Annotated in this window: 15 protein-coding genes and 1 pseudogene; 6 read left to right on the forward strand and 10 right to left on the reverse strand. The window is 38.0% G+C overall.

Annotation, left to right across the window (positions count from 1 at the left end):
- The first annotated feature begins 30 nt into the window (after nt 1-30).
- A complete protein-coding gene (locus HME9304_RS13110) occupies nt 31-447 on the forward strand; it encodes a type II 3-dehydroquinate dehydratase (protein ID WP_112379014.1) in 417 nt (138 codons plus the stop codon).
- On the opposite strand, the gene HME9304_RS13115 is transcribed toward HME9304_RS13110, so the two are convergent.
- The 6 genes from HME9304_RS13115 to HME9304_RS13140 form a co-directional block, all read right to left on the reverse strand.
- Nucleotides 439-720, reverse strand: a complete 282-nt coding sequence (locus HME9304_RS13115; protein ID WP_112379015.1) for a DUF3817 domain-containing protein — start codon at nt 718-720, stop codon at nt 439-441. The genes HME9304_RS13110 and HME9304_RS13115 overlap by 9 nt on opposite strands.
- A gap of 3 nt (nt 721-723) precedes the next feature.
- Entirely contained in the window at nt 724-2,115 is a 1,392-nt protein-coding gene (gene lpdA, locus HME9304_RS13120) for a dihydrolipoyl dehydrogenase (RefSeq protein ID WP_112379016.1), read from the reverse strand.
- Nucleotides 2,116-2,227: 112 nt separating this feature from the next.
- Complete coding sequence (locus HME9304_RS13125; RefSeq protein WP_112379017.1) at nt 2,228-2,752, reverse strand: DUF1572 family protein; 525 nt, start codon at nt 2,750-2,752, stop codon at nt 2,228-2,230.
- Complete coding sequence (gene msrB, locus HME9304_RS13130) at nt 2,749-3,159, reverse strand: peptide-methionine (R)-S-oxide reductase MsrB (protein ID WP_112379018.1); 411 nt, start codon at nt 3,157-3,159, stop codon at nt 2,749-2,751. Before msrB (HME9304_RS13130) ends, HME9304_RS13125 begins: the two co-directional genes overlap by 4 nt.
- Nucleotides 3,160-3,229: 70 nt before the next feature.
- Entirely contained in the window at nt 3,230-3,718 is a 489-nt protein-coding gene (gene msrB / locus HME9304_RS13135; protein WP_112379019.1) for a peptide-methionine (R)-S-oxide reductase MsrB, read from the reverse strand.
- 125 nt (nt 3,719-3,843) lie between these two features.
- A complete protein-coding gene (locus tag HME9304_RS13140) occupies nt 3,844-4,422 on the reverse strand; it encodes a collagen-like triple helix repeat-containing protein (RefSeq protein ID WP_112379827.1) in 579 nt (192 codons plus the stop codon).
- Nucleotides 4,423-4,581: 159 nt separating this feature from the next.
- On the opposite strand from HME9304_RS13140, the gene glgB reads away from it, so the two are divergent.
- The 4 genes and pseudogenes from glgB to HME9304_RS13160 all read left to right on the forward strand — a co-directional run bounded on the left by glgB (nt 4,582) and on the right by HME9304_RS13160 (nt 11,234).
- Nucleotides 4,582-6,477, forward strand: a complete 1,896-nt coding sequence (gene glgB / locus HME9304_RS13145) for a 1,4-alpha-glucan branching protein GlgB (protein ID WP_112379828.1) — start codon at nt 4,582-4,584, stop codon at nt 6,475-6,477.
- Nucleotides 6,478-6,571: 94 nt separating this feature from the next.
- On the forward strand, nt 6,572-8,971 hold the full coding sequence (locus tag HME9304_RS13150) for a glycoside hydrolase family 31 protein (RefSeq protein WP_112379020.1): 2,400 nt from the start codon (nt 6,572-6,574) through the stop codon (nt 8,969-8,971).
- Nucleotides 8,972-9,011: 40 nt separating this feature from the next.
- Nucleotides 9,012-9,821: a M48 family metallopeptidase gene (locus HME9304_RS13155; protein WP_112379021.1), complete on the forward strand. Its 810-nt coding sequence runs from the start codon at nt 9,012-9,014 to the stop codon at nt 9,819-9,821.
- 81 nt (nt 9,822-9,902) lie between these two features.
- Nucleotides 9,903-11,234: pseudogene (locus HME9304_RS13160) on the forward strand (MFS transporter).
- A 137-nt stretch (nt 11,235-11,371) separates the two neighbouring features.
- Here the strand turns inward: HME9304_RS13160 and HME9304_RS13165 are convergent.
- The 4 genes from HME9304_RS13165 to HME9304_RS13180 are packed head-to-tail and all read right to left on the reverse strand — an operon-like array spanning nt 11,372 to nt 14,322.
- Nucleotides 11,372-12,097, reverse strand: a complete 726-nt coding sequence (locus HME9304_RS13165) for a head GIN domain-containing protein (protein ID WP_112379022.1) — start codon at nt 12,095-12,097, stop codon at nt 11,372-11,374.
- 32 nt (nt 12,098-12,129) lie between these two features.
- Complete coding sequence (locus tag HME9304_RS13170) at nt 12,130-13,221, reverse strand: hypothetical protein (RefSeq protein ID WP_112379023.1); 1,092 nt, start codon at nt 13,219-13,221, stop codon at nt 12,130-12,132.
- Nucleotides 13,202-13,762 carry a hypothetical protein gene (locus HME9304_RS13175; protein WP_112379024.1) on the reverse strand — a complete coding sequence of 187 codons (561 nt, stop codon included), beginning with the start codon at nt 13,760-13,762 and terminating at the stop codon, nt 13,202-13,204. Before HME9304_RS13175 ends, HME9304_RS13170 begins: the two co-directional genes overlap by 20 nt.
- Nucleotides 13,759-14,322 (reverse strand): RNA polymerase sigma factor, encoded by a 564-nt coding sequence (locus HME9304_RS13180; RefSeq protein ID WP_112379025.1) that lies wholly within the window; start codon nt 14,320-14,322, stop codon nt 13,759-13,761. The genes HME9304_RS13175 and HME9304_RS13180 overlap by 4 nt, the downstream gene beginning before the upstream one ends.
- A gap of 217 nt (nt 14,323-14,539) precedes the next feature.
- Between HME9304_RS13180 and lon the strand changes: the two genes are divergently transcribed.
- Complete coding sequence (lon, locus tag HME9304_RS13185; RefSeq protein WP_112379829.1) at nt 14,540-16,990, forward strand: endopeptidase La; 2,451 nt, start codon at nt 14,540-14,542, stop codon at nt 16,988-16,990.
- The last annotated feature ends 44 nt before the right edge of the window (nt 16,991-17,034 follow it).

The following is a 17,034-nucleotide window of genomic DNA, read 5'->3' on the forward strand; positions in this document are numbered from 1 at the left end:
CCACATTTAATTATTCTGAACAGAAAACCTATGAAGTTGATTATAATCAATGGCCCAAATTTGAATCTACTGGGGAAACGCGAACCCGAAATCTATGGTGATACTACTTTTGAAGACTACTTCTCCAAACTTCAATTCAAGTTCAAAGCGACACAGCTAGAATATTTTCAATCCAATATAGAAGGCGAGATAATCGATAAGCTCCAAGAAATTGGTTTTTCTTATGATGGCATTATTTTGAACGCTGCATCATATACCCATACATCCGTAGGTATAGGTGATGCTGTCAAGGCTATCAGTGCTCCGGTCGTGGAAGTACATATATCAAACACTTTCAAAAGAGAAGATTTTAGGCATGTATCTTATATTTCTTCAGGTGCCAAAGGCGTGGTTCTAGGCTTTGGGCTTCAAAGTTATGATTTGGCAATTCAAAGTTTTTTATCCTAAATTTTTAAGGTATTTCTTATCGGCATAAAATGTTCCAAAAGGTAATAAGGATGCTATAAATAAAATACTGAATCTTTTAATGCTCCATTTTTGTTCCCAACAGAATATGCCTGCCATTACCACAAATAATATAAAAAGTACACCATGGGCATATCCCACAACTTTATTGGGCTCAGGAATGTCCGCCCAATATTTTAAAGGCATGGAAAAACCAAAAAGCAATAAATAAGAAATGCCTTCTAAAATGGCCGTAGCTCTGAAAATTTTTAACATAGACTACAGGTGAATTACTTCATCGTATGCATCTGCAACAGCTTCCATGACTGCCTCGCTCATTGTGGGGTGCGGGTGGACCGCTTTCAATACTTCATGACCCGTTGTTTCCAATTTTCTGGCGACTACAGCTTCGGCAATCATATCGGTAACACCTGCTCCAATCATATGACAGCCTAACCATTCACCGTACTTTGCATCAAAAATAACTTTGACAAAACCATCTGGAGTTCCAGAGGCCTTTGCTTTTCCACTAGCAGAAAAAGGAAATTTACCTATTTTGATATCATACCCTTCTTCTTTTGCCTGTTCTTCAGTGAGCCCCACGGAAGCCACCTCGGGCATACAATACGTACATCCGGGAATGTTGCCATAATCCAATGCTTCTACATGCATTCCCGCAATTTTTTCAACACATAAAATTCCTTCTGCAGATGCAACGTGTGCTAGAGCCTGTCCCTGGGTGACATCACCAATGGCATAGTAACCCGGAATATTGGTCTGGTAGTAATCATTGACCAGTATCTTATCCCTATCAACGGCAATACCCACATCTTCCAGTCCTATATTCTCAATATTGGTTTTGATTCCGACAGCAGAAAGCACAATATCAGCTTCAAGTACTTCTTCTCCTTTAGAAGTTTTTACAGTCGCCTTTACACCTTCTCCAGATGTATCTACTTTAGTGACCTCAGCTGAGGTTTTTATTTTTATGCCCATTTTTTTAAAGCTGCGTTCCAATTGCTTGGAAATATCCTCATCTTCAACGGGAACAATATTTGGAAGATACTCCACTACGGTAACTTCAGTACCCATAGTGTTGTAGAAATAGGCAAATTCGATTCCGATTGCACCACTGCCCACAACAATCATGCTTTTAGGTTGTTTTTCCAAGGTCATGGCCTCACGATAACCGATTACCTTTTTACCATCTTGAGGTAAACTGGGCAATTCCCTGCTTCGTGCTCCCGTGGCAATAATAATGTGGTCTGCGGAATATTCAGCGGGGTCACCATGTTCGCCCTTGACCAACACCTTTTTTCCAGGAAGTATTTTTCCGAAACCATTTAGGACCTCAATTTTATTTTTCTTCATCAAAAATTGAACACCTTTGCTCATTCCATCAGCTACGTTACGGCTTCTTTTTACAACGGCATCAAAATCATGTTCAACGTTTTCAGCATTTAGACCATAATCCTTGGCATGCTTCAAATATTCAAAAACCTGAGCGGATTTCAATAATGCTTTGGTAGGAATACAGCCCCAGTTAAGACAAACACCACCTAAACTTTCCTTTTCTACAATGGCTGTTTTGAATCCAAGCTGAGAAGCCCTTATCGCAGTTACATACCCGCCTGGACCACTACCCAAAACAATTACATCGAAGTTGCTCATTGATTTTTGATTTTAGTTGTTAAAAATAAAGTGCAAAAGTACGGAATTAAGACAGCAAAAACCAAAGGGTTGGAATTACTGAATCGTCTTTAACCCAAAATTTGGAAATGGATTATTTGAACATTTTTTTGTTGAAATCTGCCGAACCATCTTTAGGAATTGAAAGTGAAGTCCATTGATTGCCTTTAATCATTTTTCCAAGAAATACAATTTGACCAACATGTGATGCATAGTGGGCCAACTGACGATTAATGGCCTCTACGAGTGTATGTTCTTCATTTCTGATTTTGATCTTGGAATTGAAATTTGATGAGCTAATGCTATTTATTGCTTGGAAAAGGCAATTCCATCCTTTTTCCCACGCAACGATCATCTCTTTTTTTGAATTGTAGGGCGCTTCAAATTCCGTATCACGGTTTCTCCATTCCTTTTCGCCATCTTCGACCAAGAAATTGGTCCAACGGCTTAACATATTGCCAACAAGATGTTTTGTTAGTATAGCTATGGAGTTATCACTGGGATTATTTCTCCAATATATGTCATCTGTAGAAAGCTGTTTAAAAGTTTTATCCCCCAAGGCCTTATAGCGATGGAATTCGAAAAGAACACTCTTTAGATAATTTTCCTCGAATATCATTTTTCATTTTCTGGATCAAATCCAATGCTTACAGAGTTGATACAATAGCGTTGTCCCGTTGTTTCTTTTGGACCATCATTGAACACATGGCCCAAATGGCTGCCACAGTTTGCGCATACCGTTTCAGTTCTGATCATTCCATGCGTGGTATCTCTAATATATTCTATAGCACCTTCTACAGCTTGGTCAAAGGAAGGCCAACCGCAACCGCTTTCAAACTTGTGGTCACTTTCAAATAGCTTTGAGTTGCATGCTTTACAGTGATAGTCACCATTCTCAAAATGCAAGTTAAATTCACCGGTATATGGTCTTTCGGTACCTTTCTGTCTTAGAACATAGTATTCCTCTGGAGAGAGTTCATCTTTCCATTCCTCTTCCGTTTTTTGGGTATCGTATTTCTTTTCCATATTGTTTTAGTTGATGATTGACGATTAGTGAAATTTATTATTTCCTTGACCCTTGACCCTTGACCTACTCTCAATCAGGGATAAAATCTAGTGCAACTCCATTTATACAATGTCTCTTTCCTGTAGTTTCACTCGGACCATCATTAAATACATGCCCTAAATGTCCTCCGCAAGTTGCGCAATGTTCTTCGGTACGTGCATAACCAATTTTATAATCCACATCATAGGCAACATTCCCTTCTATCGCTTTATCAAAACTTGGCCAACCTGTTCCTGATTTGAATTTATCTTCACTCCTGAACAAAGGTGTTTCGCATGCGGCACAAACATAGGTTCCCTTTTTTTTATTTTCCAATAAATCACTGGTAAACGCATTTTCGGTTGCGGCTTTTCGTAGCACATAGTATTCCATTTCAGTTAATTCTGCTTTCCATTCTGCATCTGTTTTGGTGACTGCGTAGACTACATCCTTCTTTTCAGTTTCTTTTTTCTCTTCTTGTGAGATACCCTTACAACCTATAAAAGCTACAAGTGCAAGCAACAACAAATTTTTTCCCATTGTATTTTTTTATTAGTAGACGATATTTTCTGTGATTCCTTTCAAAAACATATCAACTACATATACATAAATTAAAAAGTCCTGTTTTTCTAGGACAGGACTTTAATATACTATTTTTCGAGTAATCAATTCATCTGGATTTTCATCACTTGGTTTTCTTCGATTCCCAAGGCACTCATCACATTTTGTATGTTAGAGGTATCCATTCGTGAAGCATCAGCAAACTCACTGGGCAGAAATACAATTCTAAATGATTGATTATCTGTAAAATCGGTACTAAGAATTGATAAATCAAAATTCCCGTCAATAAACAATTCAAGATCTATAAAGGTGTGGGCAAATACGTATTGTATAGTACCTTCCGGTAAAAAAAAGTTTTGTGGTATTTGACTCCAGGCATCTGCGGTAGTACCATCATCAAGATCTACAAGTCCATCAAACCTATATACCAGGACTGCATCCGCTTCGAAAACCTCAAAATTTGTTTCGTCCGCATAATTTATCAAAGCTCCAAATCTATTGTTTTCTGCATCAAAGCCAAAGTTGACCCCATCAACCTCTACCACTTGGCCTTGTATCCCCGGTTCTCCCTGTGGACCTTGTGGACCATCAAAACCATCAAAGCCTGGGGGTCCTTGCGGGCCTTCGCACGATACCGTAAATAAAATGAGCAATGCTCCAACTATAGTATTGTATTTATTCATAATTTTTGATTTTTGATTTGTCTTCATTGTATTTGTTTTTTTGTTAAAATCAAAAAGCATTCCATTTTTATGTAACGTTGATTTTATTTTTAAACCGAGTTACGAAAATCGGATTCTTGGTCAAAGATGTATTATATTGTAGGCGTTAAACCAACTTATATGTCCAAAGTAGTAGCCCATAGTCTTTTTACTGAATTCGATATCAATCTTTTTAAGGGAGGAAAACATTTTAGACTTTATGAAAAATTGGGTTCTCACCTAATGGAGGTTGATGGAGTTAAAGGGACTTATTTTGCCGTTTGGGCACCTTCGGCAAAATCTGTAGCTGTAATGGGGGACTTTAATTTTTGGAACGGCGAGGCACATCAATTGTATGTTCGCTGGGATGAAAGTGGAATATGGGAGGGTTTTGTTCCAGGCGTAGATAAGGGTACTAAGTATAAATATAAAATTCAATCGAACAATAATGATATCTGGACCGAAAAGGCAGATCCATTTGGCCGATATTGCGAAGTTCCCCCCAATACTGCATCTGTGGTGTGGGATGGACCATATGATTGGAAGGACGAAGAATGGTTGAAATCAAGAGAATCACATAACGCCTTGGACAGGCCCTATTCGGTCTATGAGGTGCATTTAGGTTCTTGGAAAAAGAAAAATGGTTGGGAGTCGCTTTCTTATATAGAATTGGCAGATGAGCTTGTAGCTTATGTTGATGATATGGGTTTTACCCATGTAGAGTTTATGCCGATAATGGAATATCCTTATGATCCATCTTGGGGATATCAATTGACAGGTTATTTTGCTCCAACATCCCGGTTTGGTAAACCAGAGGATTTTAAAATGCTAGTCGATAAATTTCATGAAAAAAAAATAGGGGTGATCTTGGATTGGGTACCATCCCATTTTCCTGAAGATGCCCACGGTCTCGGTTTTTTTGATGGGTCGCACCTGTACGAACACCCAGATAGAAAAAGAGGGTATCATCCTGATTGGAAAAGTCTTATTTTCAACTACGGAAGAAATGAAGTAAGGGCATTTTTAATAAGCAATGCCATTTTTTGGCTAGATCAATTCCATATAGATGGACTTCGTGTTGATGCCGTAGCTTCCATGCTATATCTGGATTATTCCCGTGAAGACGGAGAATGGGAACCTAATATGTATGGAAACAATGAGAATTTGGAAGCCATGTCATTTATAAGGGAAATGAACCAAGAAGTATATGCCAGTTTCAATGGTGTACAAACTATAGCAGAAGAATCCACGGCTTTTACAGGTGTTTCAAAACCAGTACATTACGGAGGACTGGGGTTTGGTATGAAATGGATGATGGGATGGATGCACGATACACTGGAATTTTTCAAGAAGGAACCTATCCATCGTTCGTTTGACTTGAATATGCTAACATTTGGAATGACCTACGCGTTTACTGAAAACTTTATGTTGCCTTTCTCCCATGATGAGGTGGTTTATGGCAAACAATCCCTTTTGTATAGAATGCCAGGTGATGAATGGCAACGTTTTGCAAACTTAAGATTACTTTTTGGATACATGTTTACCCATCCTGGCGGAAATTTACTTTTTATGGGAGGAGAATTTGGACAATCTTCAGAATGGAATTTTCAAGAAAGCTTGGATTGGCATTTAACACAATACGATTTCCATTCGGGAATTCAAGAAGTCGTGAAGGATTTGAACAAAGTGTACAAAAACAATCCTGCACTTTATGAAAAGCAGTTTAGTCCGGAAGGATTTCAATGGATCGAATACAATGATCAGGAAAACACAGTGTTGACCTATATTAGAAAAGGCCACGACCCCAAAAATGATTTAATAGTTGCCTGTAATTTTACGCCCGTACCCAGAGAAAACTATAGAGTAGGTGTGCCTAAGACCACTCAGTTAAAATTACTTTTTAATAGTGATGATAGTAAATATAATGGTAGTGGAAAAGGTAAAAAGACGATAAAACCTTCAGCCAAGGAATGGAATGGCCATAAACACTCAGTTTTAATGACGCTACCTCCTTTAAGTGTAGTGATTTACCGATAAAAGTTTTACTAAAACGTTATAGTTGAGTTGTTCAAAACATCTTTTTAATATCTCGTGTTAATGTCTTTCTTTTGTTAGACTCAATCACGCAAAGATGATCACCAACACAGAAATTGAAAAAAGGGGGAACCAATACCCAGACCATATAGTCGATTTTAAGCACGAAAGCGATAAATTTTATTTTACGACCCACAACGGGGTTATTTTGGAGTTGACCATATTGCGGGATAGCATGATCCGTTTTAGATATGCAACGGAACATGTTTTTGAACCTGATTTTTCCTATGCGATCAGTGACGATGTAAATCTTGGCTATAACGAACTCGAAGTAATAGAAGAAATTGCGGAGTATATCATTACTACTTCAAAAATCAAAATATACATTAATAAGTCCAACCTAAAGGTGCATATTTTTGATATGGAAAATGCACTTATCATGGAAGATGAATTGGGTTTTCATTGGGAGGAGAATTATGCATATGGTGGCAATATCGTTAAAATGGGAAAGATTTGTCATTCCGGCGAAAGCTATTATGGTATGGGCGACAAAGCTTCACATACAAATTTAAAAGGCAAGCGTGTAAATAACTGGGTCACTGATTCTTATGCTTATGGTAAAGATCAAGAACCCTTGTACAAATCCATTCCCTTCTACGTAGGACTCAAGGAAAATATTGCTTACGGAGTATTCTTTGATAATTCCTTTAGTACCTATTTTGATTTTGCCAATGAAAAACGAAACGTAACGAGTTTTTGGGCCGATGGGGGAGAGATGAACTATTACTTCTTTTATGGTCCGGAAATGAGCAAAGTTGTTGAATCTTATACCGATTTGACAGGTGTTCCAGAATTACCGCCATTATGGGCCTTAGGTTTTCATCAATCCAAATGGAGTTATTTTCCTGAAAGCAAGGTAAAGGAAATTGCATCGACCTTCAGAAAGCTTCAGATTCCATGTGATGCCATTTATTTGGATATTGATTATATGGATGGTTTCCGATGCTTTACATGGGATGAACAGCGTTTTCCAAATCCAAAGAAAATGATAGAAGAGCTGGAAGAAGACGGTTTTAAGACCATAACCATGATAGACCCAGGAATAAAAATCGATAGGGAGTATTGGGTTTATCAACAAGCAATGGAAAATGGGTTTTTCTGTCGCCGTGCAGATGGACCGCATTTTAAGGGAAAAGTATGGCCAGGAGAATGTAAATTTCCAGATTTCACGGATCCTGAGGTACGTGAATGGTGGGCCGGTCTTTATAAAGAAATGATCGCAGATGTTGGTGTCCATGGAGTTTGGAACGATATGAACGAACCTGCAGTGATGGAAGTTCCTTCAAAAACTGCAAATCTTGATGTAAGACATAATTATGATGGACATCCGTGTAGCCACAGAAAGGCACATAATGTTTATGGAATGCAAATGGTAAGGGCAACTTACGATGGGATAAAAAAATATACATTTCCCAAACGCCCATTTGTATTGACACGTGCTGCTTATTCAGGTACACAGCGTTATGCATCCACTTGGACAGGTGACAATGTCGCAACTTGGGAACACCTTTGGATTGCCAATGTTCAGATGCAACGTATGTGCATGAGCGGATATTCTTTTGTTGGTTCTGATATAGGCGGTTTTGCCGAACAGCCCAATGGTGAATTATTTGCACGCTGGATGCAACTTGCCATTTTCCACCCCTTTTGTAGGGTGCATTCCAGCGGTGATCACGGTGATCAAGAACCTTGGTCTTTTGGGGAAGAGATAACTGAAATCGTGAAAAAATATATTGAGCTCAGATACCAATTGCTACCATATTTGTATACCATGTTCTATAAATACATTAAAAATGGACTGCCCATGTTGCAATCATTGGTTTTCTACGATCAAAAAGATACGCAGACCCATTTTAGGACAGACGAGTTTTTATTTGGAGAACAACTATTGGTATGTCCGGTACAGGAACCCAATGCACAGGGCAGAAGAATGTATTTTCCCCAGGGAAAATGGTATAACTACTGGACTGACGAAGTGGTTTCCGGCGGAGTTGAAAAATGGGTGGCTGCGGAAATAGAGACCATCCCTTTGTTTGTTAGGGAAGGAGCTATGGTACCAAAATATCCTGTTCAGCAGTATGTTGGCGAAAAAGAAATCAAAGAATTAGGTATAGATGTCTATTATAAAGATGGGGTTGAAAACTCAAGTGTTTATGAAGACCAACAAGACGGTTACGATTATAAAAAAGGTCGTTATAGTTTAAGGAGGTTTAGATTACGGGGGAAAGAAAATCAATTGATTATACAACAGTTCAAGGATGGAAACTTTACTACACCCTACGAAAAATTCAAGCTTACTTTTCATGGCCTGCCGTTTACCATAAGTACGGTACAATTGGATAATGAAGTTGTTAACAATACTGATATAAAGTTAAACGGCAACAATATTATTGAAATCAGCAAAGATTTTACTGAATTGCACATCATAGGAAAATAATTTTTTTGTACATTACTTTTTCATAAATATTGAACAAAACATGAAGAAATTTATTCTGATAGCAGTAGTCTTTTTGATGGTTACTGCATGTAAAACAAACCCATTTACAGGAAAAAGCACACTTAATTTTTACCCAAACAGCCAAATTTTTCCCATGGCTTTTGCCCAATATGACCAGTTCTTAACAGAGAACAATGTTGTAACAGGCACTTCAGAAGCACAAATGATCACTAATGTTGGGCAGCGTATATCATCTGCGGCTGAACGCTGGTTGAACTCCAATGGATATGCTGGCTACCTAAAAGATTATAAATGGGAATATAATTTGGTCAAAGACGAAACCGTAAATGCATGGTGTATGCCAGGTGGCAAAATTGTCTTTTATACAGGGATTCTACCCATATGTCAAGGAGAAACAGGCGTGGCCGTGGTAATGGGACATGAAGTTGCACATGCTTTGGCAGATCATGGAGCTCAAAGAATGAGTGCGGGCACATTACAGCAAATCGGTGCTGTTGCAGGTAACGTGGCCATTAAAGATCCACAAAAACGAAACATGTTCAATCAGGCTTATGGCATTGGTTCATCACTGGGAGTTATGTTGCCCTTTAGTAGAAGCCATGAGACCGAAGCCGATAGAATTGGATTGCAGATTATGGCCATTGCAGGATATAATCCTGATGAGGCAGCAGACCTTTGGAGAAGAATGAAAGCTAAATCCGGCGGACAGGCTCCACCGGAATTTATGAGCACTCACCCTTCCAACGATACTAGAATAAGAAATTTAACAGCTTGGGCCCCTGCTGCAAAACAAGAAGCAGCAAAGTACGGTGTAACATCCTTTGAATAAATAGTTGAGCACAAATAAACAAAATGTCACTTCAAGTCCTTAGAACAGGATTTGTTAGTGACATTTTTTATTTTGAAAAATATGGCACGAGTACTTGCAATGAAGGGAAATAAAAAGTTGTTGAATGCTTGGGCATTTTATGATTGGGCCAATTCCGTGTACAGCTTGGTTATTTCGTCTGCTATTTTCCCCATTTTTTATGGAGCATTGTTCAGGGTTGCTGAAATTGAAAAAGTTACCCTTTTTGGAGGTGAAATCGCCAGAGCTCCTTTAATAAGCTATGTCACTTCCCTTGCTTTTGTCTTTATAGCAATCATAACGCCTCTCGTTTCGGGAATTGCGGATTATTTGGGAAACAAGAAAATTTTTCTAAAATTCTTTTGCTATTTGGGTGCGCTATCATGTATTGGGTTGTATTGGTTTTCCTTGGAAAATATCTATTTTGGGCTGGTATGTTATTTCTTTGGACTGGTCGGATTTTGGGTAAGTTTTGCAATCAACAACTCGTATTTACCGGACATTGCATTTCCGGAACAACAAGACCGTGTAAGTGCAAAAGGATTTTCTTTGGGTTACGTTGGAAGTGTGATTCTTTTGTTGTTCAATCTGGCAATGGTCATGCAACCTGCCATTTTTGGGATATCGGACAGCGGAGGAGAAGTTGCTGAAATAAAAGCGATGAAATATTCATTTATTACTGTAGGAATCTGGTGGATAGTTTTTAGCCAATATACATTTACCATTTTGCCTAAAGGGTACAAAAAAGAAGGAGAACGTACTAACATTGTTTTAAATGGATTTAGGGAATTAAAAAGTGTTTGGAGGCAATTAGGAACCGAAATTCGATTAAAGCGTTATTTGGGAGCTTTCTTTATCTATAGTATGGCCGTGCAGACTATAATGTTGATTGCTACATATTTTGGAGAAGAAGAAATCAATTGGGGCTCGGATAGTGAACGTACAACAGGGTTGATCATTAGTATTTTGCTTATCCAGGTAGTTGCAATCTTTGGAGCTACGGCCACTGCCTATGCTTCTAAGATTTTGGGAAACATAAAAACTTTGATCTTTATTAATATTTTCTGGATATTACTTTGCGTATATGCCTATTTCCTTCAGACGCCAACGGATTTTTACATTGCTGCTGGCTTGGTGGGTGTAGTCATGGGCGGAATACAGGCCTTGTCTCGTTCAACCTATTCCAAATTTTAACCAGATACCACAGATACGACATCGTTTTTTAGTTTCTATGATGTTGCCGAAAAAATAGGTATCGTAATAGGAACTTTTCTTTACGGTGCTGTTGCACAAATTACTGGTAGTATGCGGGATAGCACAATTTTTTTGGGATTGTTTTTTTTGATTGGGGTACTCTTATTGTCAAGGGTTGAAAAACAAAATAAAATTACCTAATTGTATAAATACTTTTTTCCACTTAGAATGTCTGTTGAAAAATATTGGTACAATAATAAAAATCCCGGACTCTAGAGTCCGGGATTTTGAGTTTTGATTGATGATGATTTGTTTTTTGATTGATAATACGTATTCAATTAATCTTTGGATATATCTCCTGAACCCGAAGATTTAGTATCTATTTTCCCAGGATTTCCACGATAACTTATATCACCCGAACCAGAGACCCTGGCAGTTATACTTTGATTGGCGGTTACTTTGATGTCTGCTGAACCTGATACTTGTGCTTTTACGTGATCAGCTTCAAGACCATACGCTTTAATATCACCAGAACCTGAAACCTGAACCTCTAAATCAACAGTTTTTCCATCTAGATTAATATCGCCCGATCCAGACATGGTAGCTTCAACACTCTTTGCTTCAATCGAAAGTGTAATATCACCTGAACCGGAAATTCTGGTTTTGAAACTATCCGACCTTAAAGTTGTTTTTCCAACAATATCTCCAGAACCTGATAGAGTTACTGCATTTATCGTTTCTATCGGCACAGTAATATAGATACCATTTCTCCAATCGGTTGGTTTAAGGTTTACACCCTTTTCCACCTTTATGACCAATTTGCCATCCTTTACTTCTGTCTTAATATATTCCAATAGGTTTGATTCCCCTTTAAGTGTTAGTTCGCCTTCCTTGCCATCCACAAGCTCAACATCGAACCAACCGGCCAGGGCGACCTGGTCATAACTTCCTACGGAACGTTCTATGGTTGTTACATTGCCATTTCCTTTAACTCTTTTGCCCCATTGAGCATTAGTAATAGCTACCATTGATAGCGCCAATCCCAAAGTGATTATTTTTTTCATAGTTGTATTTTAATTGTTGTTTTTGATTGTTATTAATTCTGATAAAAAGTTATTCCACCATATTCGCTGTTGATGTTCACGGTATTCCCGGAATTTTTCTTTCCGTAATATCCCTTATAGTATTTTTCGCTTGACTTTTCTTTACTTATACTTATTTCAAAATCATCCTTCCCACTCACACCTGCATACTCTGCGTATATCTCAAAATCGAAATAATATGTTGGACTGTACCCAATCTTTATTCCCGTATAATCTGTTTTAATATTGATATTTCCCGCATCAGATGCTACCTCACTTATTTTAAGCGATCCATAGTCTGATGTAACAGAAACATTCCCATGTACCTTTCCTAATTTTACACCGATATAGTCTCCGTTTCCATTTACGTTTTGGACTTCGCCTACTTCAATAGATCCATAATCACTGGCATAATCCAAATTTTCCATTTCCTTGATTACGGCATTGGTATAATCTGCCCTTATGGTAAGATTACCTGCTTTTTCAACTGTAAAACCTGAATAATCTGCTATAATTTCGGCACTATTTATGTATTCAAATGTAGAACGCGATGTATAATCAAAGCGAAGCTCGTTATTTCGTCCTCGTAGCTCTCCAATATCGATTTTACCGTAATCACAGTTTATTTTGGCATGTCCGTCAATTCTATCTAGATAAATATTTCCGTAATCATTGCTGAGAGTTACGTTGTTTTTTACGGGAACTTTAATCGTATAGTTCACCTGCACGTTCACATTGTTTCGCTTTCCCCATTTCCAGCCCCAACTATTGTTTCGGTTCCCAAAACGGGTTATGGCAGAAACTAGACTGTTTGTGGCTTCAAAATCCACATCAATTTCTTGTAAACGTTCTAACACCTTTTCTTCATTGTTGCCATTGGTTTTAATGTGAACCTCTATCACAATTCTATTTTCGTTCCATGAGGTCACATTTAGGTTTCCGTAGCTGTTCTTGACTTTAAAAATAGCATCGGCATTAACATTGAACTCTTTTTTAATGGTTTTTTCTTTTGAATACTTTCCACCCATTTTTCCAGTGCCTGCGGTTATGGCAAACGGAACAATGGCCAATATTAATAGGATATATTTATATAGTAATGTTTTCATCATTATAAGATTTTAAATTTTTAATATTCTCGACACTGGTCAATACTTCCTGTAAAAGGTCGATTCTAGTTTGAAAATTGGTAATCATTGCATTCAATATAAGTTTGCTGTTGCCACCATTTAATAGCTCTTTTTCAAGAGCTTTGTAATCACTTTCAAGTTTCTTCAACTGCGACAATGTGTCATCGACCAATTTTGCTGTGGCCGGAGATTTCTCATTCTTGAGAAGTTGTACTTGTACTTCTATAAGACTGGCAAAATAAGATTCCGTTCTTGAAACTTCTGGCGAAATCTCCACGACCTGTCTTCTTACACTTTGCTCAGTATTGAACAATTGTATTCCGATCATACATATTAATACAATCGATGCTGCAATTGACAATGGTCTCCACCAAGTGAATTTGTTCCTCTTTATTGGAACGACTCCATTGCTTTGATTCAATTTTTCCAAAAACCGCTCCCGGTGTCCATTTATTGGCTCTTCAAAATCAAACTTATCTTGGAGCTTTTTAAACAGTTCTTCTAAATTTTCATTGCTCATAATCCAACATTTGCGTTCAACTTCCTTCTTAGACTCTCTTTGGCTCTGGAAACTGTAGTTCTACAATTTGCGTAGCTTATATTCATTATTTCACTGATTTCTTCGTAATCATAACCTTCAATTAGATGTAAGGTCAAAGAAATTCTGTAATTATCTTTTAAATTTTTCATGGTTTCCATCACTTTTTGAGCCTTCAGTTCAGTGTAACCATTGTGATTCAAAGAAACTCCATCATTATCTTCGACCTTGTACAGTACTTCATCCAAATCCACGGCTTTGGCCTTCTTTTGTTTTTTGTAATGATAGATACTGTTGTTTATCACAATTCGCTTTAACCAAGCTCCAAAGGTAACATCGCCTTTAAACGTATGCAGTTTCGTAAACGCGTTCAAAAACGATTCTTGCATTACATCTTCGGCCTCCGCAGAGTTCTTTACAATTCTAAAAGATATGTTGTACATAGCTTTATAGTACCTATTGTAAATTTCCATTTGCGCACTTTGTTTTCCTTTTAAACAAGATTGAAGCAGTGCATCAGTATGTTCATTTTGGTGGCTCAAAAAATGAATGGTTTGTCTTATAGATTGATGAAATTATCAATTGTTACACTTTTTTCTAAAATTTTATTTTTCAATGGCATAAGAATTGCCCTTAAACAGGTGAAATAGAACCCAGACCTCTTTATGGTACTTGATTTAAAGAGCTTTATAGGTGATTGGGTTTAATTATAAACTGAAGATATAGGTCTTTTGTGACAAAATGACCGAAATACATACTATGGGAGAAATAAAAATTTCAACTTTTGACAATATTTCACTCCAAGGTCTGGATGAAGATGCTGAATTAATACCATTATTGACACCGGAAGACGAAGAAGAAATGAACAGGGAAGATCTTCCTGAAACATTGCCTGTACTGCCTTTACGGAATACGGTGCTTTTTCCCGGTGTGGTAATTCCTATCACCGCTGGGAGGGATAAATCCATAAATCTGATTAAAGATGCCAATAATGGAAGCAAAACCATTGGTGTGGTATCCCAAAAAGATGAGGAAACAGAAAACCCGGGTGTAAAGGATATAAATACATTGGGCACTGTAGCAAGAATCTTAAGAGTACTACAAATGCCGGATGGCAATACCACCGTAATAATACAGGGTAAAAAGCGATTTGAAATTGCTGAAATAGTAACGGAGAAGCCTTATTTTACCGCAACAGTAAAAGAAGCTGCAGAAGAACGGCCCGATGAAAAGAACGAGGAATTTGGAGCAATAATCGATTCTATTAAAGAGTTGGCCTTTAAAATTATAAAGGACAATCCCAATATTCCCAGTGAAGCAACTTTTGCTATAAAGAATATACAGAGCAATTCATTTCTTATCAATTTTGTCTCCTCTAATCTTAACTTGAGCGTGGCCGAAAAACAAAAGCTGTTGGAGATTCCCAACCTACAAGAGCGTGCGCTGACCACTTTGAAGTTTATGAATATGGAACTTCAGAAGTTGGAATTGAAGAATGATATTCAGTCCAAGGTTCGCAGCGATATGGACCAACAGCAAAGAGAATATTTCTTGCATCAACAAATGAAGACTATCCAAGAAGAATTGGGCGGTATTTCTTATGAGGAAGAAGTGGATGAGATGCGCGTTAAAGCGAAAAAGAAAAAATGGAACAAAAAGGTAAAGGAGCATTTTGGGCGTGAGCTTGCTAAAATGCAGCGCATGAATCCTCAGGTAGCCGAATATTCAATCCAACGTAATTATTTGGACTTGATTTTAGATTTGCCTTGGAACGAATACTCAAAGGACAAGTTCGATTTAAAACGTGCCCAAAGAATTTTGGATCGAGACCATTACGGTCTTGAAGATGTTAAACGAAGAATCATAGAGTACCTTGCGGTTTTGAAACTTCGGAATGACATGAAATCACCAATACTATGTCTTTACGGACCTCCAGGGGTAGGTAAAACATCTTTGGGTAAATCCGTTGCCGAAGCATTGGGAAGGGAATATGTCCGTATGTCCCTAGGGGGCTTGCGCGATGAAGCTGAAATAAGGGGACATCGTAAAACATATATTGGTGCCATGCCCGGTAGAATCATCCAAAGTTTAAAAAAAGCGGGTACTTCCAATCCAGTTTTTATATTGGACGAGATTGATAAGCTTTCCAACAGCCATCAAGGCGACCCTTCTTCTGCCATGTTGGAAGTTTTGGATCCTGAGCAGAATAGTGAGTTTCATGACAATTTCTTGGAAATGGGTTATGACCTTTCCAAAGTAATGTTCATTGCCACTGCAAATAATTTGGGAAGCATTCAGCCTGCATTGCGCGATCGCATGGAAATCATAAATGTAACGGGATATACCATTGAAGAAAAGGTAGAGATTGCCAAAAAGCATTTATTGCCCAAACAATTGAAGGAACATGGTCTTTCCAGTAAAGATTTGAGAATAGGAAAACCACAACTGGAAAAAATTGTAGAGGGATATACAAGGGAGTCCGGGGTGCGAAGTCTTGAAAAGCAACTGGCAAAAATGGTGCGTTACGCCGCTAAAAATATTGCGATCGAAGATGATTATAACATTAAGATCAGTAATGAAGACGTAGAAAAAATACTAGGTCCGGCAAGATTGGAACGGGATAAATATGAGAACAATGATGTTGCAGGAGTAGTTACGGGCTTAGCATGGACCAGTGTTGGTGGAGATATCTTATTCATAGAATCGATTTTATCCAAAGGGAAAGGAAACCTGAACATTACAGGAAACCTGGGCAAGGTGATGAAAGAATCCGCTACGATAGCCATGGAGTACATTAAATCCAATTCGGTTACCTTCAATATTGATCCGGAAGTTTTCGATAATTATAATGTTCATATTCACGTGCCCGAAGGCGCAACGCCAAAAGATGGTCCTAGTGCTGGAATAACCATGCTCACGTCATTGGTTTCACTTTTTACTCAAAGAAAGGTTAAAAAGAGCCTGGCAATGACGGGAGAAATTACACTGCGTGGAAAAGTTTTGCCCGTTGGGGGAATAAAAGAGAAGATTTTGGCAGCCAAACGTGCTCGAATCAAGGAGATTATCCTTTGTGAAGAAAATAGAAGGGACATTCAAGAAATCAAGGAAGATTATTTAAAGGGGCTTACTTTCCACTATGTTTCGGATATGAGTGAGGTAATAGACATTGCCATTACAAACAGAAAGGTAAAAAATGCCAAAAAACTTTAGTTCTCCAATTGGTATAACTGGTCATTTCTAGGTAATTTTATTCA

The sequence above is a fragment of the Flagellimonas maritima genome (assembly GCF_003269425.1).
In the GTDB taxonomy this organism is placed as follows: domain Bacteria; phylum Bacteroidota; class Bacteroidia; order Flavobacteriales; family Flavobacteriaceae; genus Flagellimonas; species Flagellimonas maritima.